This is a genomic window from Pseudomonas cremoricolorata DSM 17059 = NBRC 16634 (genome assembly GCF_000425745.1).
In the GTDB taxonomy this organism is placed as follows: domain Bacteria; phylum Pseudomonadota; class Gammaproteobacteria; order Pseudomonadales; family Pseudomonadaceae; genus Aquipseudomonas; species Aquipseudomonas cremoricolorata.
Genome location: NZ_AUEA01000001.1, coordinates 264,258 through 289,076 on the forward strand (window position 1 = coordinate 264,258; position 24,819 = coordinate 289,076).

At 66.8% G+C, this 24,819-nt stretch carries 20 protein-coding genes; 14 read left to right on the top strand and 6 right to left on the bottom strand.

Annotation, left to right across the window (positions count from 1 at the left end; genetic code table 11):
• Position 1: 1 nt before the first annotated feature.
• From H618_RS0101200 to tssA, 4 genes are all read right to left on the bottom strand, one after another.
• Positions 2-490, bottom strand: coding sequence for an Hcp family type VI secretion system effector (locus H618_RS0101200; protein WP_028693320.1), 489 nt, complete (start codon positions 488-490; stop codon positions 2-4).
• Between the two features lie 30 nt (positions 491-520).
• The gene (gene tssC / locus H618_RS0101205) at positions 521-2,017 is read right to left on the bottom strand and encodes a type VI secretion system contractile sheath large subunit (protein ID WP_028693321.1); all 1,497 of its coding nucleotides are present in this window, start codon (positions 2,015-2,017) and stop codon (positions 521-523) included.
• Between the two features lie 11 nt (positions 2,018-2,028).
• On the bottom strand, positions 2,029-2,544 hold the full coding sequence (gene tssB / locus H618_RS0101210) for a type VI secretion system contractile sheath small subunit (RefSeq protein ID WP_028693322.1): 516 nt from the start codon (positions 2,542-2,544) through the stop codon (positions 2,029-2,031).
• Positions 2,545-2,613: 69 nt separating this feature from the next.
• The gene (tssA, locus tag H618_RS0101215; RefSeq protein ID WP_028693323.1) at positions 2,614-3,639 is read right to left on the bottom strand and encodes a type VI secretion system protein TssA; all 1,026 of its coding nucleotides are present in this window, start codon (positions 3,637-3,639) and stop codon (positions 2,614-2,616) included.
• A gap of 383 nt (positions 3,640-4,022) precedes the next feature.
• Here tssA and tagH point away from each other — a divergent pair, with 383 nt between their 5' ends.
• From tagH to H618_RS21080, 14 genes are all read left to right on the top strand, one after another.
• On the top strand, positions 4,023-5,420 hold the full coding sequence (gene tagH, locus H618_RS0101220; RefSeq protein WP_028693324.1) for a type VI secretion system-associated FHA domain protein TagH: 1,398 nt from the start codon (positions 4,023-4,025) through the stop codon (positions 5,418-5,420).
• A gap of 46 nt (positions 5,421-5,466) precedes the next feature.
• On the top strand, positions 5,467-5,949 hold the full coding sequence (gene tssJ / locus H618_RS0101225; protein ID WP_028693325.1) for a type VI secretion system lipoprotein TssJ: 483 nt from the start codon (positions 5,467-5,469) through the stop codon (positions 5,947-5,949).
• Between the two features lie 15 nt (positions 5,950-5,964).
• Complete coding sequence (gene tssK, locus H618_RS0101230) at positions 5,965-7,299, top strand: type VI secretion system baseplate subunit TssK (protein WP_028693326.1); 1,335 nt, start codon at positions 5,965-5,967, stop codon at positions 7,297-7,299.
• A 6-nt stretch (positions 7,300-7,305) separates the two neighbouring features.
• Complete coding sequence (locus H618_RS0101235) at positions 7,306-8,607, top strand: DotU family type VI secretion system protein (RefSeq protein ID WP_028693327.1); 1,302 nt, start codon at positions 7,306-7,308, stop codon at positions 8,605-8,607.
• Entirely contained in the window at positions 8,604-12,110 is a 3,507-nt protein-coding gene (gene tssM / locus H618_RS0101240; protein ID WP_028693328.1) for a type VI secretion system membrane subunit TssM, read from the top strand. Before H618_RS0101235 ends, tssM begins: the two co-directional genes overlap by 4 nt.
• Entirely contained in the window at positions 12,107-12,766 is a 660-nt protein-coding gene (gene tagF / locus H618_RS0101245) for a type VI secretion system-associated protein TagF (RefSeq protein ID WP_028693329.1), read from the top strand. The genes tssM and tagF overlap by 4 nt, the downstream gene beginning before the upstream one ends.
• The gene (locus H618_RS0101250) at positions 12,763-13,491 is read left to right on the top strand and encodes a PP2C family protein-serine/threonine phosphatase (RefSeq protein WP_028693330.1); all 729 of its coding nucleotides are present in this window, start codon (positions 12,763-12,765) and stop codon (positions 13,489-13,491) included. The genes tagF and H618_RS0101250 overlap by 4 nt, the downstream gene beginning before the upstream one ends.
• The gene (locus H618_RS0101255; RefSeq protein ID WP_028693331.1) at positions 13,488-16,484 is read left to right on the top strand and encodes a serine/threonine-protein kinase; all 2,997 of its coding nucleotides are present in this window, start codon (positions 13,488-13,490) and stop codon (positions 16,482-16,484) included. The genes H618_RS0101250 and H618_RS0101255 overlap by 4 nt, the downstream gene beginning before the upstream one ends.
• Positions 16,481-17,197 carry an ABC transporter ATP-binding protein gene (locus tag H618_RS0101260; RefSeq protein ID WP_028693332.1) on the top strand — a complete coding sequence of 239 codons (717 nt, stop codon included), beginning with the start codon at positions 16,481-16,483 and terminating at the stop codon, positions 17,195-17,197. Before H618_RS0101255 ends, H618_RS0101260 begins: the two co-directional genes overlap by 4 nt.
• Complete coding sequence (locus H618_RS0101265; RefSeq protein ID WP_028693333.1) at positions 17,197-18,399, top strand: FtsX-like permease family protein; 1,203 nt, start codon at positions 17,197-17,199, stop codon at positions 18,397-18,399. The genes H618_RS0101260 and H618_RS0101265 overlap by 1 nt, the downstream gene beginning before the upstream one ends.
• Positions 18,392-20,173: a formylglycine-generating enzyme family protein gene (locus H618_RS0101270; protein ID WP_028693334.1), complete on the top strand. Its 1,782-nt coding sequence runs from the start codon at positions 18,392-18,394 to the stop codon at positions 20,171-20,173. Before H618_RS0101265 ends, H618_RS0101270 begins: the two co-directional genes overlap by 8 nt.
• A gap of 81 nt (positions 20,174-20,254) precedes the next feature.
• Positions 20,255-21,145 (top strand): type VI secretion system-associated lipoprotein TagQ, encoded by an 891-nt coding sequence (gene tagQ, locus H618_RS0101275; protein WP_028693335.1) that lies wholly within the window; start codon positions 20,255-20,257, stop codon positions 21,143-21,145.
• Positions 21,146-21,308: 163 nt separating this feature from the next.
• Positions 21,309-22,166 (top strand): Ssp4 family T6SS effector, encoded by an 858-nt coding sequence (gene ssp4, locus H618_RS0101280; protein WP_154660607.1) that lies wholly within the window; start codon positions 21,309-21,311, stop codon positions 22,164-22,166.
• Positions 22,163-22,582: a hypothetical protein gene (locus tag H618_RS21080; protein ID WP_033727348.1), complete on the top strand. Its 420-nt coding sequence runs from the start codon at positions 22,163-22,165 to the stop codon at positions 22,580-22,582. Before ssp4 ends, H618_RS21080 begins: the two co-directional genes overlap by 4 nt.
• On the opposite strand, the gene H618_RS0101290 is transcribed toward H618_RS21080, so the two are convergent.
• Both H618_RS0101290 and H618_RS0101295 read right to left on the bottom strand, forming a co-directional pair.
• A complete protein-coding gene (locus tag H618_RS0101290) occupies positions 22,577-23,947 on the bottom strand; it encodes an ATP-binding protein (protein ID WP_028693337.1) in 1,371 nt (456 codons plus the stop codon). The two genes, H618_RS21080 and H618_RS0101290, sit on opposite strands and share 6 nt — an antisense overlap.
• 19 nt (positions 23,948-23,966) lie before the next feature.
• Complete coding sequence (locus tag H618_RS0101295; RefSeq protein WP_028693338.1) at positions 23,967-24,686, bottom strand: response regulator; 720 nt, start codon at positions 24,684-24,686, stop codon at positions 23,967-23,969.
• Positions 24,687-24,819 lie beyond the last annotated feature (133 nt).

Below are 24,819 nucleotides of genomic sequence, written 5' to 3' on the forward strand. Positions count from 1 at the left end.
GTCAGATCTTGACGTTCTGGCGCACGTTCCAGCCGTACTTGATCGCGCCGCCGTCCTTGCTGCCATCGGCCTTCTGTGGCTGATAGTCGACGGTGACCTTGGCGAAGTTCAGCGAGATGTTTTCGGTCAGGCGATCATCGTGGCCCGAGCCGCCGGTGCTCAGCGAGCTGATCAGCACTTCTTCGAGGTTGATGATCAGGTACTCGACCTGGCTTTCGCCGCCGGCCTTGCGCACGGTCAGCTTGACCTTGTCGATGTGCTTGCCGCTGGAGCAGTGAGCCATCAGGTTGGGGCTGGACTTGTCGACGTACTTGGTGATCGCCATGTCCTGGATATTGACCTTGCCGGCACCGCCGCCGCCGCCCATGTGCATGTTGCCGGACTGCGCCATGCCCCAGCTCCAGTTGAGCACGTCGATCTCGTCCTTGTGGGCCTTGTCCATGGACTCGCCCTTGATGTCGCCGATCTTGATGAAGATGTCTACAGCCATGATGTCTCCGAATTGTCGGGTCTGAGTGGATTACGCGTTCTTCGCCGAGGGCAGCTTCGATACCAGGCGCAGCGACACGGTCAGCCCTTCGAGCTGGTAGTGCGGGCGCAGGTAGAAGCGCGAGTTGTAATAGCCCGGGCTGCCTTCGACGTCTTCCACCACCACCTCGGCGGCGGCCAGCGGATGCTGGGCCTTGGTGGTCTCGGTGGAGTGCGCCGGGTCGCCGTCGACGTAGTTGAGAATCCAGTCCTGCAGCCAGCGCTGCATCTCGTCCTTCTCTTTGAACGAGCCGACCTTGTCGCGCACGATGCACTTGAGGTAGTGGGCGAAGCGGCAGGTGGCGAACAGGTACGGCAGGCGCGCGGCCAGGTTGGCGTTGGCGGTGGCGTCCGGGTCGTCGTATTCGGCGGGCTTTTGCAGCGACTGGGCGCCGATGAAGGCAGCGAAGTCGGTGTTCTTCTTGTGCAGCAGCGGCATGAAGCCGTTCTTCGCCAGCTCCGCCTCGCGGCGATCGGAAATGGCGATTTCGGTCGGGCACTTCATGTCCACGCCACCGTCGTCGGTAGGGAAGGTGTGCGCCGGCAGGCCCTGCACTTCACCGCCCGATTCCACGCCGCGAATGCGCGAGCACCAGCCGTAGTGCTTGAACGAGCGGTTGATGTTCACCGCCATGGCATAGGCGGCGTTGGCCCAGGTGTACTTGCTGCTGTCGGCGCCGTCGGTGTCTTCCTCGAAGGCGAAGGCCTCGACCGGGTCGGTCTTGGCGCCGTACGGCAGGCGGGCCAGGAAGCGCGGCATGGTCAGGCCGATGTAGCGGGCATCTTCCGATTCGCGCAGCGAACGCCAGCCGGCGTATTCCGGGGTGGTGAAGATCTTGCTCAGGTCACGCGGGTTGGACAGCTCCTGCCATGAGCCCATGCCCATCACGGTTGGCGAAGCGGCGGCAATGAACGGCGCGTGCATCGACGCGCAGACCTTGGCCATCTCGCCAAGCAGCTCGACGTCCGGTGGCGACTGGTCGAAGTAGTAGTCGCCGACCAGGCAGCCGTACGGCTCGCCGCCGAACTGGCCGTATTCCTCTTCGTAGAGCTTCTTGAATACCGGGCTCTGGTCCCAGGCGGTGCCCTTGAATTTCTTCAGGGTCTTGTGCAGGTCGTTCTTCGACACGTTGAGCACACGAATCTTCAGTTGTTCGTCGCTCTCGGTGTTGGTCACCAGGTAATGCAGGCCACGCCAGGCGCTTTCCAGCTGCTGGAAGTCGGGGTGGTGGATGACCTGGTTGACCTGGGCGGTGAGCTTGGCGTCGATGGCGGCGATGATCTGCTCGATCGAGCCGATGGCATCGTCGGAGACCAGGCTGGTCTGCGCCAGGGCCTGCTCGGCGAGCGTGCGCACGGCGCTCTCGACGGCTTCCTTGGCGCGCTCGGTCTTGGGTTTGAACTCCTGCAACAGCAGCGCCGCGAACTCGCTGGTCTGCTCGTGGCTGGCGGCCGGCTGGGCCTGGGTGTCGCGCAGTGAATCGGTCATGGGCAGGCTCCTCAGGCGCTCGGCTCGTTGTCAGCGGGCTTTGGCGCGCTGGCCAGGGCCTGCAACAGGGCAGGGTCCTTGATGGCTTTCAGGATGATGTCTTCGGCGCCGGTCTTGCCGTCCATGTAGGTCAGCAGGTTGGCCAACTGGGTGCGCGCTTCGAGCAACTGGTTGAGCGCGTCGATCTTGCGTGCCACGGCGGCTGGGCTGAAGTCGTCCATGCTCTCGAAGGTCAGGTCCAGGCTCAGGTTGCCTTCGCCGGTCAGCTCGTTGGGCACGTTGAACGCCACCCGCGGCTGCATGGCCTTGAGGCGCGAGTCGAAGTTGTCCACATCGACTTCGAGGAACTTGCGCTCGGCCACCGCCGGCAGCGGCTCGGCGGGCTTGCCGGCGAGGTCGGCCAGCACGCCCATGACGAACGGCAGCTGGACCTTCTTCTCGGCACCGTACAGCTCGACGTCGTATTCGATCTGCACCCGTGGCGCGCGGTTGCGCGCGATGAATTTCTGGGAGCTGTCTTTCGCCACGTTGTTCCTCCTGGTCGCCGTTGAGGCGCTGTGTTTCGTTGCGGGCGTTATGGGGCGCAGCCGGAGGCGTCAGTCGCTCTCCGGGCCACGAAGATTCTCGAATTGCGACAGGCCATCTGGGATCAGGTCGCGGACGATGGTGGCAAAGTCCGCCTCGACCAGGTTCTGCGCACGGCGCAGCAGCACCGGCAGCGGGCTGGATGGTTCATGACGGGCGTAGTACTGCAACAGCCGCTCGAGGCTGGCGCGCACCTCCTGGCGGCTGTTGATCTCACCGGGGCGGGGCGCCGGACGCGCTGGCGAGGCTTGGGCGACGGCAGGCTGCGCAGCTTCTGCGGGCTCATCGAGGCTGGCAGCGGCAGTGGCTTCGCTCGGTTGCGGCGCATGCTCGGCCAGCACTTGCCGTGCCTGGCGCAGCGGCTGGCTCAGCGCACCAAGATCGACACCGCGGGCCGAGCCGACCTGCTCATTGACCCGCCGTTCGATGGCCGCGCAGTGTTCGAGCGCCTGTTCCAGGGCCTGGCGGGTGTCTTCGAGCAGTGTGGCGTCGGTGTCACGCAGCGCCGCTGCCAGCTCTTCGCTGCCCAGGGTGCCGGGCCCCGAGGCCAGCCCGGCTGCCTGCAAGGCGCCGCGCAGGCTGACCTGGCCAAACGTGCGCGAGCGTGCCAGCACGGCATCGCGCAGCAGGTTGATGGTGGTCTCGCTGGTCAGTCCGGCCAGGGCATTGAGGCGAACGGTGGGGTCGTTGTCGTCGGCGGCGTCGAGTTGCGGATGCAGGTGCAGCCAGTACTCGGCGAGCAGCGCGTCGATCAGCGCGAGGCTCGCGGCAAGGCCAGGCAGGCCGTGCAAGGCCAGTCGAGCCTGGCTGAGGAAATGGGTGATACGCAGGTCTTTGCTGTCGTGCAGCAAGGCTTCACTGGCCTGCTCCAGGGCCCGCCAGTCCGGCGCTTCTGCCGGCTGCACGGCATCGCCCATGACCCGTTCCGGACGGCCTTGGGCATCCCGTTCGAGCTGAAGGAATTTCGCGTCGTATTCGAGGTCTGTTCCGCACGGAAAGTCGTCGGAAACAGGCGCCAAGAGCTGCGAGTTATTCACCGAAGAAGGCTGTCCTTGTCTGTCCATGATGAAGGTTTGATGAAGCGAAACTGCATTTTGTGATCGAGTGCACAAACTGCTTAATTAGCTCGAAAGCAATATCGCAGTGATATCATTGTGGTGTCACGAAGTTGCGCATTTATGGTTTATTTCGTAAAAGCTGTCAAGGTAAGCTAGCGGCCGTTTGCCATCGGGAGTTGGCCCATTTAATACGCCAGCACGCGCAACTAAATCAGCGTTCGGTGATCCGAGAGACAGCACAAAGAGCATTTGGTTCAGGGGTTTATCCAATGAAATCAGATGCTTGAACCAGGACTTTTCAGGTGTTCTGCGGCCTTTGCGGTGCGCAGGCAGACAGGCTTGAATTCAACGCAGGAGGCGCGATGGCACTTTGCCTTACCATCACCAGTTACCACAAGATAACCCCGGGACAGGCCCCGGAGTTCGTGGTGGGTGAGGGTGCCATCAGCATTGGCAGAAACCCCGATAATGATTGGGTATTGCCAGACCCGGAACGACTGGTGTCAGCGAAACATTGCATTATTCAGTACCGTGATGGGCACTATTACTTGACCGACAGTAGTACCAACGGAGTCGAGCTAGTGCAGGCCGGGGTAAAACTAAGACGCGGCAATAGCGAGCCGTTGTTGGACGGCGAAGTTATCCGTATCGGCGAGTACGAAATTCACGCAAGAATCGATTCAGCGCTGGCTCAAGGTATCGCCGGGCAGCTCGAACCCGCCAGTTTCGAAGCGCTGATGGCCAACCAGCAAGCGGCACCTGCGCAGGCGCTGCAGCCGCAGTCAGCGGCGCTGCTGCAGGGTGTTCCAAGCCATCAGACGCTGCCGGACCTGTTCGATTTCCTCGGACCCTCCAGCGTGCCGCCGCCCAGTCAGCCCGACCATGTGCCGGCCCAACAGCACGATTTTCGTCCACCCGCGGCCATCGCCCCAGCCCCGCCAGAGCCTGCGCCAGAGCCGCCGTTGCCGAGCGCGGCGGCGGGCCTGATTCCGGCCGATTGGGATGCCCCCGTGGCGATTCCGGCGCCCGCAGCGCCTGTGCCTCCAGTCGCCGAGGCGCCTGCGGCGCCGAACGTGCCGCCTGCGCCGGTCGCGGTCGCGGTCGCAGCGCTGCGGCCTGACGCCGAAGCGCTCAGCCCGGCACCTGTCGAAACGCCGAGCAGAACCGAGCAGCAGAACCTGCTCGACGCCTTCCTGCGTGGCGCCGGCATCGAGCACCTGCGCGTCGACGCCGAGCAGGCCCAGGCGCAGATGGAGGCGCTCGGGCGCAGCTACCGGCTGATGGTCGAAGGGCTGATCGACGTGCTGCGCGCGCGCAGCAGCTTGAAGGGCGAGTTCCGCATGCAGCAGACCAGCATCGCGCCGTTGCAGAACAACCCGCTCAAATTCGCCCCCAATGCCGATGAAGCGCTGCTGTTGCTGCTGCGCCACGGCAATCAGGCGTTCATGGCGCCTGACCAAGCCGTGCAGGACAGCTTCGATGATCTGCGTGCCCACCAGATGGCGGTGATGGCCGGGGTCGAAGCCGCCATCAAGCACCTGCTGGCGCGCTTCGAGCCGGGCCGGCTGGAAGCCCGTCTGGCCCCGGCCAGTGGCCTGGCCAAGCTGTTCGGCAATTCCCGTCAGGCCCACTGCTGGCAGCAGTTCACCGAGTTGTTCGGGCAGATCTCCCGTGAGGCCGAAGACGATTTCCACGACCTGTTCGGCCGCGAATTCAGCCGTGCCTACCAGGCCCACAGCACCCGCAGCCCACGCCACTGAGCGACCCCGCCGACCAGGAACCGCACCCTTGATCACGAGAACACGGATGACAATCACCAGGCTGGTCGCTGCTGCGGCCCTGATCCTGCTCAGTGCCTGTAGCAAGGACGCCACGCCCCAGGCCCCGGCCGAGCATGCGCTGCAGTTGTATTTCAGCGCGGCAGCCGGGCTCAACCCCGGCGCCAGTGGAGAGGCGGCGCCGGTGCGCGTGCGCATCTTCGAATTGAAGAACGCCGCGGCCTTTGCCCGCGCCGATTATTTCGCCCTGGCCGAACGCGCCCAGCAAACCCTGGGCAGCGACCTGATCGATCAGGACGAAGTGCTGCTGCGCCCTGGCCAGCAACTGCCGGTGCAACGTGCACTGGACCCATCGACCCGGCAGATCGGCCTGGTGGTCGGCTATCGCGAGATCGACCGCGCGCAATGGCGCGCCGTGCTGGCGGTGCCGCCGCGTGATTACCAGATCAGCCTCGATGTGCGCGCCGTGCGCAGCGCCGTGGCCACCCCTCAACCTGCGCCTGCCCGCTAGGCCACCGGAGCTCCCATGTCCTGGAACAATCGTGTCGTCTGGTCGGAAGGGATGTTCCTCACCACCCAGCATTTCCAGCAGCAAGACCGCTATCTGGAAAACCTCATCGACGCCCGCAGCCGCCCGCTGCACGCTGCGGCCTGGGGTTTTTCCGAGCTGCTGATCGATCAGGGCCTGCTCAGCCAGGGCAAGCTGGCGATCCTCTCCGCCCGTGGTCTGCTGCCCGATGGCACACCGTTCGACATTCCCCGTGACGACCTGCCGCCGCCGCCGCTGGAAATTCCCGAAGACCTGCGCGACGGCGTCATCTACCTGGGCCTGGCGCTCAAGCGCGCCGGTGCCCGCGACACCGTCGATGAGGGCCAGGCGCAGGAGGGCGCGCGCTATGTCAGCAGGGTCAGCGAAGTGCGCGACGACAATGCCGCTTTCGAAAACCGTGCGCCGCTGGCCCTGGGCAGCCGTGCCCTGCGCCTGTTGCGCGCCGAGGATGGCCTGAGCGATCACGCAGCCCTCGGTGTGGTGCGGATTCGCGAGCGCCGCGCCGATCGTGCCCTATCCCTGGATGACAGCTACATCCCGCCGCTGCTGGACGTTGCCGCCAACCCGGCGCTGTCGAGCTTTCGCAGTGAACTGCTGGGCCTGCTGCATCAGCGCGGCGAAGCCCTGGCCGGGCGCGTGGTGGCCTCGGCCAACGGTGGCGCCTCGGAAATCGCTGACTTCATGCTCCTGCAACTGGTCAACCGCGCCCAGCCGCTGATCGAACACCTCAACCAGCTCAGCCCGCTGCACCCCGAGCGCCTGTACAGCGAGCTGCTGACCCTTGCCGGTGAGTTCGCCACCTTCTGCAGCGAAGCGCGCCGCCCGCAAAGCTTTCCCATGTACCAGCACGACGACCTGGCCGCGACCTTCGCGCCGGTCACTGCGGCGCTGCGTGAGGCGCTGTCGATGCTGATCGACAGCAAGGCGGTGGCGATTCCCATCGTCGAGAAGGCCTACGGCATCCATGTGGCGATGCTCGCTGACCGCAGTCTGCTCGACAGCGCCAGTTTCATTCTGGTGGTGCGCGCCGATGTGCCCAGCGAAACCCTGCGCAGCCGCTTCGGCCAGCAGAGCAAGATCGGCTCGGTGGAACGCATCCGCGACCTGGTCAATCTGCAACTGCCAGGCATTGGCCTGCTGCCATTGCCGGTGGCGCCGCGGCAGATTCCGTTCCACGCCGGCTCGACCTACTTCGAACTCGACCGCGGCAGCGAGCAGTGGCAGATGCTGCAAAGCTCGGGCGGCTTCGCCTTCTACGTGGCCGGCGAGTTCCCTGGCCTGGAACTGGCCTTCTGGGCCATTCGAGGATGACCGCCGATGCAGCCTGACGATCCTGCGGCCAACGACCGTACGCAATTCATGCCGCGCCCCGGTGGGCGCCCTGCGCCGGCCCCGGCTGCCGCGCCGGCAGCGCCGCTGAGCATGCCCGGCGAGCCGCTGGCGCCCGGTCAGGGCCAAGGCCTGAACCCGCTGGAGCAGGCAGCCGCGCCGTTGCTGAGCCTGCTCACGCGGCTGCGCAACACCCTGGCCCATCCGGCGCCGGCCAGCCTGCGCGCGCAGTTGCTGGCTTACCTGCGCCAGTTCGAAGCCCAGGCCGAGGCGACCGGGGTACCGCGCAACGAGGTGCTGCTGGCGCGCTACGCGCTGTGTACCGCGCTCGATGAAGCCGTGCTGAGCACGCCGTGGGGCAGCGCCAGTGACTGGGGCAAGCAGAGCCTGCTGATCACCGTGCACAACGAGGCCTGGGGCGGCGAAAAGGTCTTCCAACTGCTCGAACACTGCCTGCAAAGCCCGCGCGAGCGGCTCAACCTGCTGGAGCTGCTGTACCTGTGCACCAGCCTCGGTTTCGAGGGGCGCTACCGCGTCATCAACGGCGGCCGGGCGCAGCTCGAAGCCCTGCGTGAGCGCACCGCGGCGGCTATTCGCAGCGCCCGTGGCGAGGCCGAGCGCGAGCTGTCGCCGCACTGGCGGGGGGTGACCGCCAAAGGCGATCGCCTGGGGCGTTGGCTGCCGGCCTGGGTCGCCCTGGCAGTGGCCCTGGCGTTGCTGCTGCTGGCGCTGTTCGGCCTGCGCCTGAAACTGGCCAGCGATGCCGAACCAGTGTTTCGCGGCATCCATGCCCTGGGCGAGATTCCGGTGCAGGCCATGGACCGTCCGGTGGTGCAGCCCAAGGCGGTCGAGCGTCCGCGCCTGGCCGGTTTCCTCGCCGAAGACATCAAGGCCGGGCGGGTCGCGGTGGAAGATGCCGTCGACCGCTCGGTGGTGACCATCCGCGGCGATGAGCTGTTCGCCAGCGCCAGTGCCAGCATTAAGGGCGATTTCCAGCCGCTGATGACGCGTATCGCCGAGGCCATCGGCAAGGTCAAGGGCGAGGTGCGTATCACCGGTCACAGTGACAACCAGCCCATCGCCACACTGCGCTTCCCCTCCAACTGGGCGTTGTCCCAGGCCCGCGCCGAACAGGTGCGTGAACTGCTCGCGGCACGCACCGGGCAGGCCCAGCGCTTCACCGCGCAAGGCCTGAGCGACACCGAACCGCTGGCGTCCAACACCACCGCGCAAGGCCGGGCGAAAAACCGTCGGGTGGAAATCACTGTTCTGGCGGAGGGTGCCGAGTGAAGTCGTTCCTGGGATGGGTAACGCGATGGCTGGTGCCGTTGCTGGGCCTGCTGGCGCTGAGTCTGATCATCTGGTTCGTCGGCCCGCTGCTCGATGCGCTGCTCAGCCCGCTGCGGCGCGCGGTGCTGATTGCCCTGCTGTTCGCGTTGTGGCTGGCCTGGCGTCTCTACCAGGTGGTGCAGGCGCGCCGTCAGGCCGCCAAGGTGCTCGACAGCCTGGCCGCCGATACCCCGCCGGACCCTGCCAGTGTCGCCACCGCCGAAGAGCTGAGCGCGTTGCGCCAGCGCATGGCCGAGGCGGTTGCGCTGCTGAAGAAGGCGCGCCTGGGCGGCGACGAGCGGCGCAACCTGTACCAACTGCCGTGGTACGTGATCATCGGTCCACCGGGGTCGGGCAAGACCACCGCGCTGGTCAACTCCGGGCTGCACTTCCCGCTCGCCGCGCAGCTGGGCGAGGGCGCAGTGCGCGGTGTCGGCGGCACGCGCAACTGCGACTGGTGGTTCACCGACCAGGCGGTGCTGCTCGACACCGCCGGGCGCTACACCATCCAGGACAGCCACGCCCAGGTCGACAAAGCCGCCTGGCTGGGCTTTCTCGACCTGCTGCGCAATCAGCGCTCGCGGCGGCCCATCGACGGTGCCTTCATCGCCATCAGCCTGGCCGACCTGCTGCTGGGCAGCGAGGCCGAACGCGCGGCCCACGCCGCAGCCATTCGCAGCCGCATTCAGGAGTTGTACGAACGCCTTGGCGTGCGCTTCCCGATCTACCTGATGCTGACCAAGCTCGACCTGGTGCCGGGCTTCATGGAGTTCTTCGACAACCTGGGCAAAGAGGAACGTGCGCAGGTCTGGGGCATGACCTTCGCCCTCGACGACGGCGAGCAGGGTGCCGGCCCCCTGGGCAGCTTCGGCAGTGAATTCAGCCTGCTGGAACAGCGCCTGAATCAGCGCCTTATCGAGCGCCTGCAACACGAGCGCGACCCGGCGCGGCGCGATCTGGTGTACGGCTTCGTGCAGCAGTTCGCCGCCTTGCGCAGCAACCTCGAGCAGTTCCTCGAGGCGCTGTTCAAGCCCAATGCCTTCGAGGCCCGCGCGCTGCTGCGGGGCGTGTACTTCACCAGCGGCACCCAGGAAGGCAGCCCCATCGACCGGCTGATCGGCAGCATGGCGCAAAGCATGGGCCTGGATCGCGCGCAGCTGGCGCGCCAGAGCGGCAGTGGGCGCAGCTATTTCATCCAGCGACTGTTCAGCGACGTGGCCTTCGCCGAGCGCGGCCTGGCCGGCAGCAACCCCAAGGTCGAACGCCGCCAGCGCTGGCTGACCCGCGCTGCACTGGGCCTGAGCGTGGCGCTGGTGCTGCTGGTGGGCAGCGTGTGGGCGCTGAGCTACCGCGCCAACCAGGCCTACATCGCCGAGGTCGAGCAGCGTCTGGAGCCAGCCGGGAAAAGCGTGCAGACCCTGAGCCCGGCGCAGCGCAGCGTGCTCGACGTGTTGCCGCTGCTCGATGCCGTGCGCCACCTGGCTGACGACCCGCCGTCCTGGGCAGAGGGCTGGGGGCTGTACCAAGGCGACATGCTGGAAAGCGAATCGTCCAGCGTCTACCGCAAGCTGTTGATCGCGGTGTTCGCCCCGCGCCTGGTCACCCGCATCGAAGAACAGCTGTATGCCGGCGGTTCTTCCGATTACCTCTACGAAGGCCTCAAGGCCTACCTGATGCTGGCTGACACCGATCATTACGATCCGGCCTTCATCAAGGCCTGGGTACTGCTTGACTGGGAGCGCGCGCTGCCCCGCGACCTCGCCCCGGAACAGCGCGCGGCCTTGGAACAGCACTTGGACGCGTTGTTCGAACGCCGCCCGCCCAATGCCCGTCTCGACCAACGCCTGATCGACGACATGCGTCAGCAGTTGCAGCAATTGCCGGTGGCCCAGCGTGTCTACGACCGGGTCAAGCGCCAGCCGCTGCCGGCCGGGGTCAGTGACCTCAGCCTCAGCGAAGCGGCCGGGCGCGATGCCGCTCTGGTGCTGCGGCGCAAGAGCGGCAAAGCGTTGAGCGAGCCATTGCCGGGCCTGTTCACCGTGCAGGGTTACCGCAAGGCGTTTCTCGCCGCGAGCCTGGCCCAGGCCACCACCCTTGCCGAAGAACGCTGGGTACTGGGCCGTGAGATGGGCGATGCAGGCGATGCCAAGCGCCTGGCCGATGACGTACGCGACCTGTACTTCCAGGATTACATTCGTCACTGGGATGCGCTGCTGGCCGACCTCGATGTGGCGCCGGTGACCAGTGTCGGCCAGGCCGCCGACGTGCTGCGAGTGCTCTCAGGCCCCGCGTCACCGTTGAAGAAACTGTTGCAGAGCGTGGCGCGGGAAACCGACCTGCAACAGCCCAGCGAGCTCGATGCGGTCAAGGCCAAGGTCGAGGACAGCGGCGTCGATCAACTGCGCCAGCGCCTCGGCGGCCTGCTCGGCGATACGCCGGTGTCGGCTGGTGCCGAGCGCGCGGCGTCCCGCGACCCGGTCACCGAACATTTCGCTCCACTGGCCGCGCTGGTACAGGGCGGTGAGGGCGAAGCGCTGCCCATCGACGGTCTGCTCAGTGACCTCAACAGCCTCTACGTGCAAGTCAGCGCGATGGTCGGGGCCAGTGGCGATGCCCTGCTCGGTGAGGCGAAGAACCAGGCCCAGGCGGCGGCGCAGCGGGTCACCCTCGGCGCCGCGCGCCAGCCGCAGTTGGTGCAGGACATGCTCGGCTCGCTGGTCGGCTCGACCAACGCGGTGGTCATGGGCGGGGTGCGCAACCAGCTCAATGCAGCGTGGAAAAGCGAGGTGGTGACGGTCTATCGGCAGTCGCTGGGCGGGCGTTACCCGCTGGCCCGTGGCAGCGCGCAAGACGCCACCCTGGAAGACTTCGGGCAGTTCTTCGGGGTCGGCGGGGTGATGGACAACTACTTCCGCAAGTACCTGCAACCCTACGTCAATACCAGCTCCAACCCCTGGAGCTGGCAGCCGGGCGCGGCGCAGAAACTGGGTATCAACGCCTCGGTGCTGAGCACGTTCCAGCGCGCCGCGAGCATCCGCGATGCGTTCTTCCGCAACACTGGCAGCACTCAGCCGCTGGTGCGCTTCGAGCTCAAGCCGGTGGCGATGGACGCCTCGATCACACAGTTCCTGCTCGACCTCGATGGCCAGCAGGTCAGCTATGACCACGGCCCCAGCCGCCCGGTGGCGGTGCAGTGGCCGAACAACAACAGCATTGGCGTGGTGCGCCTGGCGATCACCCCGCCGGCGGCCAGTGGCCGTTCGGGGATGACCGTGGAAGGGCCGTGGGCGTGGTTCCGCCTGCTCGACCAGGCCGACCTGGTCGCCGGCAACTCGCCGGAGCGCTTCAACCTGCGCCTGCGTGTCGAGGGCCTCAGCGTGTCGTACGAACTGCGCGCCAGCAGTGCCTTCAACCCGTTCCGCAGCCGTGTGCTCAACGGCTTCAGCCTGCCGGAGCGGTTATGAACAGCGTGGGCTTCTACGGCAAGCTGGCCTGCCGCGGGGATTTCGTCAGCCGCGGTCTGCCGGGCAGTTTCGTACAACCGTGGGACCAGTGGCTGGCAGCCGGCGTGCAAGCCAGCCAGCGCCAGTTGGGCGAGGCCTGGTTGCCGGCGTATCTGGTCAGCCCGCTGTGGCGTTTCGCCCTGGCGCCGGGCCTGTGCGGGCCGCAGGCGATGGTCGGCGTGCTGATGCCGAGCATCGACCGGGTCGGGCGTTATTTCCCCCTGACCCTGGCTCAGCCATTGCCGGCCGGTACCTCGCTGGCAGCCGTGCTCGGCGCGCCAGATGACTGGTTCGAAGCCGCAGAAAGCCTGCTGCTGGCAAGCCTCGAAGCCCAGGCGAGCTTCGAGGACTTCGACGCTGCGGTCAGCGCCCTGGCGCCGCTCGAAATACCTGCCGCGCTGCCTGCCCATGCCAGCCTCGGCGGCTTGCAGCGGCTGACCGAAGACTACGCCGACGACCGTCTTCGGGCTCTGGCCGACAGTGCTTGTGCAGGCATGAGCCTGTGGTGGGGCAAAGGCTCGGCGCAGATCGCTCCGGGCTTGCTGCGCTGCCAGGGACTGCCGCGCAGTGACGCATTCGCCGCCTTCATTCTGGGTAAAGAGGCCCCGTGCAGATGACCGCCATGCAGTACACCGCGGCCAGTTACAGCCACACCGGCATGGTGCGCCGGATCAACGAGGACGCTTGCCTGGAGCTGACCGCCGAGGGCCTGTGGGCGGTGGCCGACGGCATGGGCGGGCATGCGGCGGGTGATTACGTCAGCAGCCTGACCGTCGACAGCCTGCGCCGTCTGCCGGCGTGCCAGAGCCTTGCCGAGCGCAGCGCCGCGCTGCGCAGTCGGCTCGCTCAGGTCAACCAGGCGGTGCGCGAGGAAACCCTGCGTCGCGGCGTGAGCCTGATGGGCAGCACCGTGGTGGTGATGACCGCCTGTGACGATCAGGCCCTGGCGCTGTGGGCTGGCGACAGCCGCCTGTACCGCTTGCGCGGCGCGCGCCTGACCCGTCTGACCCACGATCATAGCTACGTGCAGGAGCTGCAGGACAGCGGCCTGCTCAACGAGGCCGAAGCCCGCGAGCACCCGCGCGGCAACATCATCACCCGAGCGATTGGCGTGCAGGCGCAGTTGGACTTGCAGGCGGTCGAGATCGCCGTGCAGCCCGGTGACACCTATCTGCTGTGCAGCGACGGCCTGACCAAGACCGCCGAAGACCACGAGATCGCCGACGTGCTGGTGCACCCCGACCCGTACCAGGTAGTGCGCAGCCTGGTGCACCTTGGGCTGACCCGCGGTGCACCGGACAACATCACCGCCATCGTGATCAAGGCCGGTGAACCACGATGAGCGCCGACATGCACATTCCAGGCTTCGACATCGACGGCGAGATCGGCCAAGGCGCCATGGCCAGCGTCTACCTGGCGACCCAGCGCTCGTTGCAGCGCAAGGTGGCGCTGAAGGTGATGGCCGCAAGCCTGGCCCAGGACCCGACCTTCTGCGAGCGCTTCCTGCGTGAGGGCCGCACCCTGGCTCGGCTGGCGCACCCCCACATTGCCACCATCCACGACATCGGCAACGTCGACGCGCTGTACTACATGGCCATGGAGTACCTGCCCAACGGCACGCTCAAGGAGCGCATCGCCGCCGGACTCGACCCCGAACAGGGCCTGCTGTACGTGCGCCAGATCGCCCAGGCGCTGGGCTATGCCCATGCTCAGGGGCTGGTGCACCGCGACGTCAAACCGGCCAACATTCTCTTCCGCGCCGACGGTACGGCGGTGCTGTCCGACTTTGGCATCGCCAAGTCGCTGGACGACCGCACGCAATTCACCCAGGCCGGTTTTGCCGTCGGCACCCCCAGCTATATGAGCCCCGAGCAGGCGCGCGGGCAGGAGATCGACGGCCGCGCCGACCTCTACGCACTGGGCGTGGTGCTGTACGAAATCCTCGTCGGCGAGCTGCCCTACAACGGCACCGACGCCCTGTCGACCGCGCTGGCGCACCTGACCGAGCCACTGCCTGCGCTGCCGCTCGAGCATGGTCGCTACCAGGCCATTCTCAGCGGCCTGCTGGCCAAATCCGCCGATGAACGCTTCAGCGATGCCGCCGCCTTGCTGGCGGCGCTCGACCGCCTGCCGTTGCAGGACGACGACGCCACGGTTTTTCGTCCATTGCTCGGCGGTGAAGCGCTGACGCCACTGACCCCGGCCGGGGTGGCCGCAGAACTCGCTGAGCCGACGCCAGCCAGCGTCAGCCCGGCCTCAGCGCCGACTCCGATCAAGCCCGCGCCTGCGCTGGCGGCAACCCCCGCAGCCACCACCCGCACCCCGCGCAAGGCCTTGCTGGCACTGGCCGTGGCGACGGTGCTGGGCCTGGCCGGCGGTACCTACTGGTGGCTGCAGCCTGGGTCGCCGCTGGCGGGGCAGGTGAGTCCTGACAGTGACCATGTAACGTCGCCGGTGATTGCCGAGGCCAATGCCGAAGGTGATCGGCCGCTGCTGATGGCTGGCAAGCAGACCCTGTTCCAGCGCGTGCTGAGCAAGCCCGGCGCACAGCTGCTGAGCAGCCCCGAGGCGGGTGACGGCAAGGCCGTGCCGGCGTTCTCGGTGCTGTACGTGTACCAGCGCAAGAACGTCGACGGGCAACCCTGGCTGCAAGTCGGCGCCGCCAGTGACGGTCAGCGCGAAGGCTGGATCGCCGGCGCGCAGCTCAGCGACTGGAAGCAGAGCCTGGTGCTGACCTTCACCGAGCGCTCCGGGCGAGCGCCGCTGATGTTTCTGCGCCAGCCTGATGACGTGCAGCAGCTGCTGGATGACCCGGCCCAGGCGCAGAAGGTGCTGCACAGCGCGCAAACCGCGCCCGAGCAAGTGCCCCAGGTGATGGCGCTGGAGCCGGCCGGGCAGGCCGTGGCCGCCAGTCAGTTCTACCTGATGCCGATCTTCGATTACCGCGAAAGCTTCGATGCCAGCGGCCAGCCGGTGCAGTTGCTCAACATCGCCTCCATCGACCCTGGCACCCGCGCCGAACCGCCTGCGGCAAAAAAACCGCAGACGCCTGCGGCAGACAACGCCTTCCGCACCGGCATCGTGCTGGTGGTCGACACCTCGGTGTCGATGCAGCCTTACATAGACCGAGTGCAGCAGGTGGTCAGCGAGTTGCAGGCACAGTTGCAGGCCCGCGGCGAGCTGGACAACGTCAGCTTTGGCCTGGTGGGCTTTCGCAACAGCGTCAAGCGCACGCCGGGGTTGCAGTACCTGAGCAAGACTTTGGTCGATCTGCAGCAGGGCCGCGACCCGGCGCGCTTCCTGCGTGCAGCCCGCGAGGTCAAGGCCACCACGGTGTCCAGTCATGCCTTCAACGAAGATGCTTTCGCCGGCGTGATGCAGGCGGTCGAAGGCATGGACTGGTCGGGCTATGGCGGGCGCATCGTGCTGCTGGTCAGCGATGCCGGCGCGCTGCGCAAGAGCGACCCGGCCAGCAGCACGCAGATGAACGAAGCCGAAGTGCGCCAGGCGGCGCTGAGCAAGCAGATCAAGATCTACGCCCTGCACCTGCGCACCCCGGCCGGGCAGCACAACCATGCCAGCGCCGAGGCGCAGTACCGCGTGCTGACTGCCGACAGCAACCCGCAGATCGGCGACCTCTACGTGTCGGTGCCTGGTGGTGACGTGAAGCTGTTCGGTGAGCGCGTGCGCGAGATCGGCACGACCTTCGCCGAGCTGGCGCAACAGGTGCGCGAGCGCCAGCCGCAAGCGACCCCGGTGCTCGATGCAGCGCCGAGCCTGGCGGCCAAGTCGGCGGCCATCGGCTATGCCATGCACATGGATTTTCTCGGGCGCCAGCAGGCCAGCCAGGCGCCGCAACTGGTCAGTGCCTGGACCGCCGACCGCGACCTGAGCAACCCCGCGCTGCCGGCGTTGCAGGTGTGCGTGATGCTCACCAAGTTGCAACTCAACGACCTGCAGCAGTCGCTCAAGCTGATCGTCGATGCCGCGCGCAAGACGCGCAGCTCACCGGCCGACTTTTTCAACGAGATCGCCAGCGCCAGCGCCTACATGAGCCGCGACCCTGGCGCCCTGCGCGACGGCGCCAACCTGGCGGCCAGTGGTGTGCTGGGTGAATACCTCGACGGGCTGCCGTACCGCAGCAAGTCGCTGAGCATGACCCAGGACCTGTGGCTGTCGCTGTCGGTGGCCGAGCAGGAAGACTTCATCGACGAGTTGGAGTCGAAGATCAGCCTCTACGAAACCTTCCACAACGACCTCGGTAACTGGGTGCGCTTCGGCAATGCCGAACCGGGCGATGCCTTGTACCGCGTACCGCTGTCGACCTTGCCATGATGCGCTTGCAGGCAGTGAGCAAACGCCGCGGCAGTGCCAGCCAGCGGTTCAGCCTGGAGATCGAGCGGCTGCATCTGCGCGCCGGGCAAGTGCTGGGGTTGGTCGGGCCGAGCGGCTGCGGCAAGAGCACCGTGCTCGACCTGCTGGCGCTCACCCTGGCCCCGGATCAGGCCGAGCGCTTCAGCCTGCACGCCGAAGGCGGTGAGCACGACCTGGCGCAGTTGTGGCGCAACGCGCGCCGCGACCAGTTGGCCGCGCTGCGCAGCCGGCAGATTGGCTACGTGCTGCAAACCGGCGGGTTGCTGGGCTTTCTCGATGTGCACGACAACATCGCCTTGCCCCGGCAACTGCTCGATCTGCCGGATGATGGCAGCGTCGAGCGCCTGGCCACGGCACTGGAACTGGATGAACACCTGCGCCGCTACCCGGCCGAGCTGTCGGTGGGCCAGCGCCAGCGGGTCGGCTGCGCTCGCGCGCTGGTGCACGCCCCGCAACTGCTGCTGGCCGACGAGCCGACCGCGGCCCTCGATCCGCTCAACGCCGAGCGGGTCATGAGTCTGCTGCTGGCCCAGGTGCGCCAGGCCGGTGCGGCCTGCGTCATCGCCAGTCACGACGAGCCTTTGTTGCGCGCGGTCGGTGTGCCAGTGCTGCGCATGGGCTGCCGGCGCGATGGCGACGGCGGGGTGACCTCTGTACTGGAGGCCGGGCACTGATGCGCGCACCTCTGATCGCCAGGCTGGCCTGGCAGGATTACTGCCGTGATGGGCGTTTGTCCGCGTGCAGCGTACTGGCCCTTGTGGCGGTCATCACGCCGTTGCTGGTGCTGTTCGGGCTCAAGTTCGGCCTGATCGGCAGCCTCACCGAGCGCCTGCAACGCGAGCCATCGGTGCGCGAAATCATTCCGTTGGGCGGCGGGCGCTTCGATGCCGCGTTCATCGCCGCGCTGGCGCAGCGCAGCGACGTGGCCTTCGCCCTCCCGCGTACTCGGCAGATCGCCGCCACCGCAGAACTGCTGCGTCCCGCTGGCGAGCGCCGGGTCAGCGTCGAAATGCTGCCGACCGCAGTTGGCGATCCACTGCTGCAAGACATCCCGGCGCCCACCGCGGCGGGGCAGGTGGTGCTCAGCCACACCGCAGCGGAAAAACTCGGCGTGCAGGCTGGCGACCAGGTGCAGGCCAGCTTCTCCCGCCAGCGCGACGGCGAGTTGCACTGGCAGCACAGCGCCTTGCAGGTGCAGGCGGTGCTGCCGCTCAGCGCGTTCGAGCGCGACGCACTGTTCGCCCCGTTGGCCTTGCTCGAAGCGGTCGAGGACTACCGCGACGGTTTCGCCGTACCGGCGCTGGGCTGGCCCGGCGCGCAGCGCAAGGCCGATGCCAAACGTGTCTACCCGGCATTTCGCTTGTATGCCCAGGCGCTGGATGACGTCGAGCCGCTGCGCCAGTGGTTCGCCGAGCGGCAGTTGCTGGTGTCGACCCAGGCCGCGCAGATCGCCCAGGTGCAGTCGCTTCGGCGCAATCTCGATCTGGTGTTCTGGCTGGTGGCGGCGTTGGCGGTGGTCGGGGCGCTTGCGGCGGTGGCGGCGGGCACGCTGGCGGCGGTCGAGCGCAAGCAGCGCGAGCTTTCGGTGCTGCGCCTGCTGGGGTTTGGCAGCGCTGCGCTGTTGCTGTTCGGCGTTTTGCAGGCGCTGTACAGCGCGCTGTTCGCAGCGTCGCTGGCGGCGTTGCTGTACCAGGGCGCCGAATATGCCCTGAACCGTTTGTTCGTGCACACGCCCGGCGAACACGCCAGCCGTCTGCTGCCCGTGCACTACCTCGTGGCCCTCGGCACAACGCTGCTGGCCGCTGCCAGCGCGGCGGCCGTCGGCGGCTGGCGCGTGGTGCGTATCGACCCCTCCCAAGGAATCCGAGATGTCTGACTGCCGCCTGCGGGCTTCGGCCCTGCTGCTGACCCTGTTGAGCCTGGCTGCCTGTTCGCCGGGCGATGAGCCGGCGGCGCCTGCCGGCAAGGCCGCTCAAGAAGGGGGCGCGCATGCGTCCGCCAGCGTGCCTGATGAACAACTGGACAACCCCAAACCGCTGCCCGACGACATCGCCCTGCCGTTGCCCTGTGGCGGGCAGATGGTGTTTCGCCACGTCTACGTGCTGGCCCAGGGCAGCCTCGACGACCGCGAAGTCAGCCTCGGCTACCCGTTCAGTGAAGGCGAACCGGGCTACAAACAGTCGTTCATCTCTGGCTACCGGCGCGACTTCATCAACGGCCAGTTCAGCCTCGCCGACCTCGCCCCGCAGTGGCAAAAGCGCATCGCCGGCAGCTTGCCGACGCTGGAGAAAGACAGCCCGCTCAAGCCGATGATGTATTTCATCGGCAAGTACGAGGTGACCGCGCGGCAGTACGCCCAGGTCATGGCCCAGGCGCAGTCGCTGAGCACTGGCGAGGCGCCGCCGGCCTGCGCAGGCGACGCCGGCATGAGCGGGCGTCTGCCGAAGGTCGACCTGTCGCGCTTCGAGGCCGAGCGTTTCTCGGCGGTGTACAGCGCCTGGCTGATGAAACATCACCGCGAGCTGCTGCCGGTCAGCGGGCGCGGCAAGCAGGATGAAGACGGCGGTATCGGCTTCGTGCGCCTGCCTACTGAAGTGGAGTGGGAATTCGCCGCCCGTGGCGGCTCGGCGGTCAGTCGTCAGGACCTCGAAGGCCGACTGTTCCCGCGCCTGCGCGAAGGCAGTGACAGCGACGGGCCGCTGGCCGACTGGGCGGTGTTCAACCAGGTCGCCGGTGGCACCGGGCAGGCACCGCGGCTGATGCCGATCGGCACCAAGCAGCCCAATCCGCTGGGGCTGTTCGACGTCATCGGCAACGCTGCGGAAATGGTCCAGGAGTCGTTCCAGCTGGTGCATGCCGGACGCCGCCAAGGCGCCTACGGCGGCTTCGTGGTCAAGGGCGGCAACTACCTGGAAGGCGAGGGCACGCTGTTCACCGGCATGCGCCGCGAGTATCCGTTGTTCGCCGCCGACGGCCGCGAGCAGCACAACGAGACCACCGGGTTCCGCGTGGCCATCGGCGCGCTGTCGGCGCCCCGCTCGCGCTACCAGGAACTGTTCGAGCAGTGGCAGAAGGAGGGGCGTCTGGCCAGCCTGACCGACGACATCCAGGCCGCCGAAGACCCGACCCAACGCCTGGACAGCGTCATCGCCAGCACCACCGACCCGCGTTTGCAGGCCGAGCTGGGCGTGGTCAACGAAGAGCTCAAGCGCACCGTGTCGCTGATCGCCCGCCAGCGTGAGGAAGCGGCCGGCAACCTGATCCAGTCGGCGGCCCTGGTGGCCGAGACCATCAACAACTACAACATCCGCCTGAGCAACCTGCGCAAGAGCCAGGCCGACGCCAAGGCCTCCGGCGATCCGGCCACCGCGCGCATGTTCGGTGCGGCCATTGGCAACGGCCAGACCGCACTCAACGGCGCCGTGGCGATCTACATCGACAACCTGGCCAGCGGCACGCGCTACACCGATGCCGTGATCCAGGCGCAGTTTCAGCGGGTCAAGACCGAACTCAATCGCAACCCGGTGCTGGGCAAGAGCCTCACCGCGCGCGCGACGCTGTTCGTCAGGCACGTCGGCCAATACCGCCAGAACCGCCGTGCCGACCCGGCCACCATTCTCAAGGAGCTGCTCGCCGCAGCGGCTCGTTGAGCCCGATGGATTGTTTCACCGAAAGGAAATCCGCCCGGCATGAGGCTGAGCGGTCGTCATCACACCAAGAGAGAACTGACCATGCTTTTCAAACGCAACCCACTGTTCACCGCCACCCATGCGCGCAGCGCACTGCTGCTGGCCGCAGGTTTCAGCACCGTGCTGTTGACTGGCTGCGCCACTTCGGCCTCGGACAAGGTCGGCGCGACCACCAAGGTCGAGTACTACCCGAGCTGCTACGAGCCGGTGCAGCACCTGCGCGCCACCGACGGTGACATGACCAAGTCGGTCGCCACCGGCGCGGCGCTGGGCGCACTCGGCGGCGCCCTGACCGGCGCCCTGACCGACAAGGAACACCGTGGCCGTAATGCCGCCATCGGTGCGGCCGGTGGTGCGTTGGTCGGCGGCGCGGCCGGTTACTACACCGAACGCCAGAAGCAGATCAGCGACGACAAGCAGCGCATCGCCTCGTACGCCGTGGACATCGACAAGAGCAGCGCCGACCTGGACCGCACCAGCGCCTACGCCCAGGCCTCGCAGACCTGCTACCAGCGCGAGTTCACCCAGCTGATCGACGGCCGCAAGGCAAACCGCATCGACGCCGCCGAAGGCCGCAAGCGCCTGGCCGAAATCGTCTCCGGCCTGCAGGAGTCGAACAACCTCCTGGCAGCGGTCAACGGCCGTGTCGGTGAAGACCTGAACAACTACACCCAGGCTTACGAGCAGGACCTCAAGCAGGTCGGCGTGCAGCGCACCGAAGTCGCCCAGGTGGCCAAGACCGCCAAGGCCACCACGGCCAAGGCCAAGGCGATTCCGACCGAAGCGGTGAACACCGAGAAGACCCTGCAACTGGCCAACACCAAGAAGGCCCAGGCCGCTGCCGTGGCCAAGACCGGCCAGAGCAAGGTCGAAGGCATGTGCCGCAGCGCCGACGTCGGCGACTGGGCACCGGTACCTTGCCCGAACGTGTAAGGGCTGCGTGGCCGCCTGCGGGCGGCGCATGTTCCAGGGTCGGAACCGGCATGTCGGTTCCGACCGGGCCAGAGGCCAGCACCCCGCGCTGGCCTGAACCCTTGCGAGGATCTTCCCCTTGAACAGTCTTCTGCCCCCGGCACTGGGCAATCATTCGCAATTCATGGCGCGCCAGCGCATCGAGGGCATGGTCAACCTGCCCAAGCTGTTTTCCGCCATCGATGCCGATCCGAACATCGTTGGGGCCGGCGTGGTGTATATCGATAGCACGCTCAACATTGTCACTCTGCGCGAGTTCCAGCCGATCTGCAGCATCCGTCCGAAACGGGTGATTCTGCGTGAAATCGAGAAATATCAGACCCCCGAACAGTACACCGAGGTGCTGCAGAACAGCGCCCGTGAGTCCAAGCTCATCCAGGAAGCGGTCAATACCAGCCTGGCGTGCGCCGGTGCGGTGCTGGGCTGGATCGTGGTATGCAGCGGCACCATCGCCGCGCCGTTCACGGCCGGCACCAGCCTGGTACTGACCTACATCGGCGGCGCTGCGGCAGCGGCCAGCGGCGCGCAGTGTCTGATCGGCGGAATACGCACCGTCCGTGAGGTGACCAACCCGGCCGCCAACGACGCTCTCGACAGCGATCCCTGGTATCAGGCAGCGTCACTGGTGCTCGATGGTGTGTCGCTGTTGGGCGTTGGGGCTTCGGCACTGACGACCATCAAGTACCTGCAAGTGGTCAAGGCACGTACGGGCCGCAGCTGGTACGAACTGGGCAAGACCCTGAGCCGTCAGCAGCGCAAGGCGCTGACCGACGAATTGCTCTCGCTCAAGCATCCTGCGTTGACCGCCAAACAACTCAAGCTGGAACAGGCGGCCAGCAACCTGACCAAGCGCTATACCCCAACCCAGGTCAGCCACGCTACGCGGACGTTGATCAAGGACTCGGTCAGCGCGGTGTTCGGTTTCGTTGGCAATGCTCGGGTGCAGAGCGTCGCGGTGGGTTTGTATGAGGAGTTGGAATGAAACCGCAGGCCTACTCTCAATTCATGTCGCGATTCTTCCCCACATTTTTGCTGGGGTTCTTCAGTGCAGTGTTCGGTCTGTCGATCGCGGTCGCGCTATGGAGCGACCTGCAATGGCGCAACCCCAGCGACAATGCGCAATACAGCACCTTGCTCGGCGCCGGTCTGGCCCTGCTGCTCAGCCTCGGGCATTTCGTCATGATCCGCGGTCGCCGCTGGGGACTGGGGGTAATCTGGGCGGTACTGGGTATCGGCCTTCTGATGGGCATGAGCCTGCTCGGTTCGAGGATGCCGGCCGTGCTGGTGGGCGCTAGCCTATTGCTGTTGCTGGTGTCGCTGCTTGTGCTCAATAGCTCTCGCCATCGCGAGATGCGCGCCTACCTGATCGCCCTGGCGATCGAGCGTCGCGGTTCATAGCGGCTGGCCGACCGGCAACCACAGGCTGACGCGCAACCCCCCATCGGCACGATTGCCCAGCAGCAGCCCGCCACCGTGGCTGCTGGCGATGCGCTGGACGATGCTCAGGCCCAGGCCGTAGCCACCGGAGGCCTGGCTTCGCGACGCTTCGCCGCGCACGAACGGGTCGGTGATGGTTGCCAGCAGCTCGGGAGCGATGCCTGGGCCGTGGTCTTCGACATGGATATAGGCTGCGTTGGCCGTGCGCTCCAGGTGCACCGACACCCGTCGGGCATAGCGCAGGGCATTGACCAGAAGGTTTTGCAGGCAGCGCTGCAGCATCAGCGCATCGGCCTGCACGCTACCGGCCTGGCCGAGGATCGGCAGCGGTTCCTCGGCGCTGGCAAGCTCGCTGCACTGCCGCGCCACCAGGCGGTCGAGGTCGACGCTTTGCAGGTTCTGCTGTTCGCCTGCACGCAAATAGTCGAGCACCTGGCTGATCATGTCGTCCATCTGCGCGATGTTCTGCCGCAGACGCTGTTTGTCTTCCCCTTCCGGCAAGCGTTCCAGACGCAGGCGCATGCGCGTCAGCGGCGTGCGCAGGTCGTGGGACACGGCGGCGAGGAAGTAGGCCTTGTCGTTGACCATGGCGATCAGCCGCTGCTGCATGGCGTTGAAGGCCTGCGCGGCCTGGCGCACTTCCTGGGGGCCGTCCAGCGGCAGCGGCGCCTGTCCGAGGTCGTTGCCTAGCCCGCGCGCGGCGTCGGCCAGGCGGCGCAGCGGGCGCAGGCACAGGCGCACGGCTACCAGGCACACCAGCAGCACCGCGACGATGCGCAGGGCGTAGACCCGCAGCAGGTAGTCGCTGATCAGCACCCAGGCCGATTCGCCACTCCAGCCCTGCATTTCCTCGCCGTCGATGGTCAGCCAGTGGCCGTCGGTCAGGGGTACGGCGAAGCGAATGTGCGCCTGCGCCGTGCGCAGGCCGAACAGGCTGCGCCAGAGCAGCGGTTGGCCGAGTTCGTCGGTCAGTTGCACCTTGAGCACCCGGGCATTTTGCGTGTGGCCCAGCTCGGCGGTGAGCGCCTGGTGCAGCAGCAGCTCGATGCGCCGGCGGCCCGGGCGTTCGTCGCTGAAGGCCGGTGGCGCCTGTTCGGTGCAGCGCAAATGGTAGTTGCGCGGCAAGGCCGGGCGGCTGGCGTGGCACTGGGCCTGGGCGATCAGCGGGGCGCTGCGCGCCGCCATCAGCCGCACTGGCGCTTCCAGCACCTGGGCGAAGCGCACATCGAACCAGATACTGCTCGACACCGCCTGCACCAGCAGCGTACCGCTGACCATGATCAACAGCAGTTGGCCGAACAGCGTGCCCGGCCACAGCCAGCGCACAGGCCGAGGCAGGCGCACGTCAGGCGTCCGCACCGTGCGGCTCGATGCTCAGCAGGTAGCCTTCGTTGCGGATGGTGAGGATTTGCGCCGAGGCCGCGGGGGCCTTGCGCAGGTGCTGGCGCAGGCGGCTGATGCACATGTCCACCGAGCGGTCGTCAGGCAGGTGATCGCGGCTGAAGGCGCTGCGCGTGAGGTGATCGCGCGAGACCACGCGGTTGTTCGCCTCGAGCAGTTCGCGCAGCACCCGGTAGTCGGAGCGTGGCAGGGTCAGGGTGTCGCCGTCGGGGCTGGTCAGCAAGCGCTTGACGTGGTCGAGGCTGAAGCCTGCGAAATCATGCACGGCGCTGACCTGCGTTTCTTCCTGCAGCTCCAGGCGCTGCGGGCGGCGCAGCACGGCCTTGATCCGGGCGATCAGCTCGCGGGGTTCGAAGGGCTTGCCGAGGTAGTCGTCGGCGCCTACCTCCAGGCCAATGATGCGGTCGAAGGCGCTGCCTTTGGCGGACAGCATGATCACCGCCAGCCCGGCATGGGCCTGCAATTGCCGGCACAGGCTCAGGCCATCTTCGCCGGGCAGCATCAGGTCGAGCACCACCAGGCGCACCGGGTGGCTGGCCAGTTGCTGACGCATCTCATCGCCGTTGGCCGCAGCCAGAACCTGATACCCGGCATCGCTGAGGTAGTCGCAAAGCAGTTCGCGGATCTCGTCGTCGTCGTCGACGACAAGCAAGGTGGTAGCCATCGAGCCTTTACCTGTGTGAAGCGGCGCCCAGGCCGCTCATTACATTCGATTACATGCGCGTACATGCCGGCCATGGAGTGGCGCAGGCCGAACCCTAAAATGCTAACAAAAAACCATCTGCGAATAAGACGCT

Bases quoted from the DNA above. Each gene is read 5' to 3' on its own strand.
- H618_RS0101200 (WP_028693320.1), bottom strand. From the start codon at position 490: ATGGCTGTAGACATCTTCATCAAGATCGGCGACATCAAGGGCGAGTCC.
- tssC (WP_028693321.1), bottom strand. From the start codon at position 2,017: ATGACCGATTCACTGCGCGACACCCAGGCCCAGCCGGCCGCCAGCCAC.
- tagH (WP_028693324.1), top strand. From the start codon at position 4,023: ATGGCACTTTGCCTTACCATCACCAGTTACCACAAGATAACCCCGGGA.
- tssJ (WP_028693325.1), top strand. From the start codon at position 5,467: ATGACAATCACCAGGCTGGTCGCTGCTGCGGCCCTGATCCTGCTCAGT.
- tssK (WP_028693326.1), top strand. From the start codon at position 5,965: ATGTCCTGGAACAATCGTGTCGTCTGGTCGGAAGGGATGTTCCTCACC.
- H618_RS0101235 (WP_028693327.1), top strand. From the start codon at position 7,306: ATGCAGCCTGACGATCCTGCGGCCAACGACCGTACGCAATTCATGCCG.
- tagF (WP_028693329.1), top strand. From the start codon at position 12,107: ATGAACAGCGTGGGCTTCTACGGCAAGCTGGCCTGCCGCGGGGATTTC.
- H618_RS0101250 (WP_028693330.1), top strand. From the start codon at position 12,763: ATGACCGCCATGCAGTACACCGCGGCCAGTTACAGCCACACCGGCATG.
- H618_RS0101255 (WP_028693331.1), top strand. From the start codon at position 13,488: ATGAGCGCCGACATGCACATTCCAGGCTTCGACATCGACGGCGAGATC.
- H618_RS0101260 (WP_028693332.1), top strand. From the start codon at position 16,481: ATGATGCGCTTGCAGGCAGTGAGCAAACGCCGCGGCAGTGCCAGCCAG.
- H618_RS0101265 (WP_028693333.1), top strand. From the start codon at position 17,197: ATGCGCGCACCTCTGATCGCCAGGCTGGCCTGGCAGGATTACTGCCGT.
- H618_RS0101270 (WP_028693334.1), top strand. From the start codon at position 18,392: ATGTCTGACTGCCGCCTGCGGGCTTCGGCCCTGCTGCTGACCCTGTTG.
- tagQ (WP_028693335.1), top strand. From the start codon at position 20,255: ATGCTTTTCAAACGCAACCCACTGTTCACCGCCACCCATGCGCGCAGC.
- ssp4 (WP_154660607.1), top strand. From the start codon at position 21,309: ATGGCGCGCCAGCGCATCGAGGGCATGGTCAACCTGCCCAAGCTGTTT.
- H618_RS21080 (WP_033727348.1), top strand. From the start codon at position 22,163: ATGAAACCGCAGGCCTACTCTCAATTCATGTCGCGATTCTTCCCCACA.
- H618_RS0101295 (WP_028693338.1), bottom strand. From the start codon at position 24,686: ATGGCTACCACCTTGCTTGTCGTCGACGACGACGACGAGATCCGCGAA.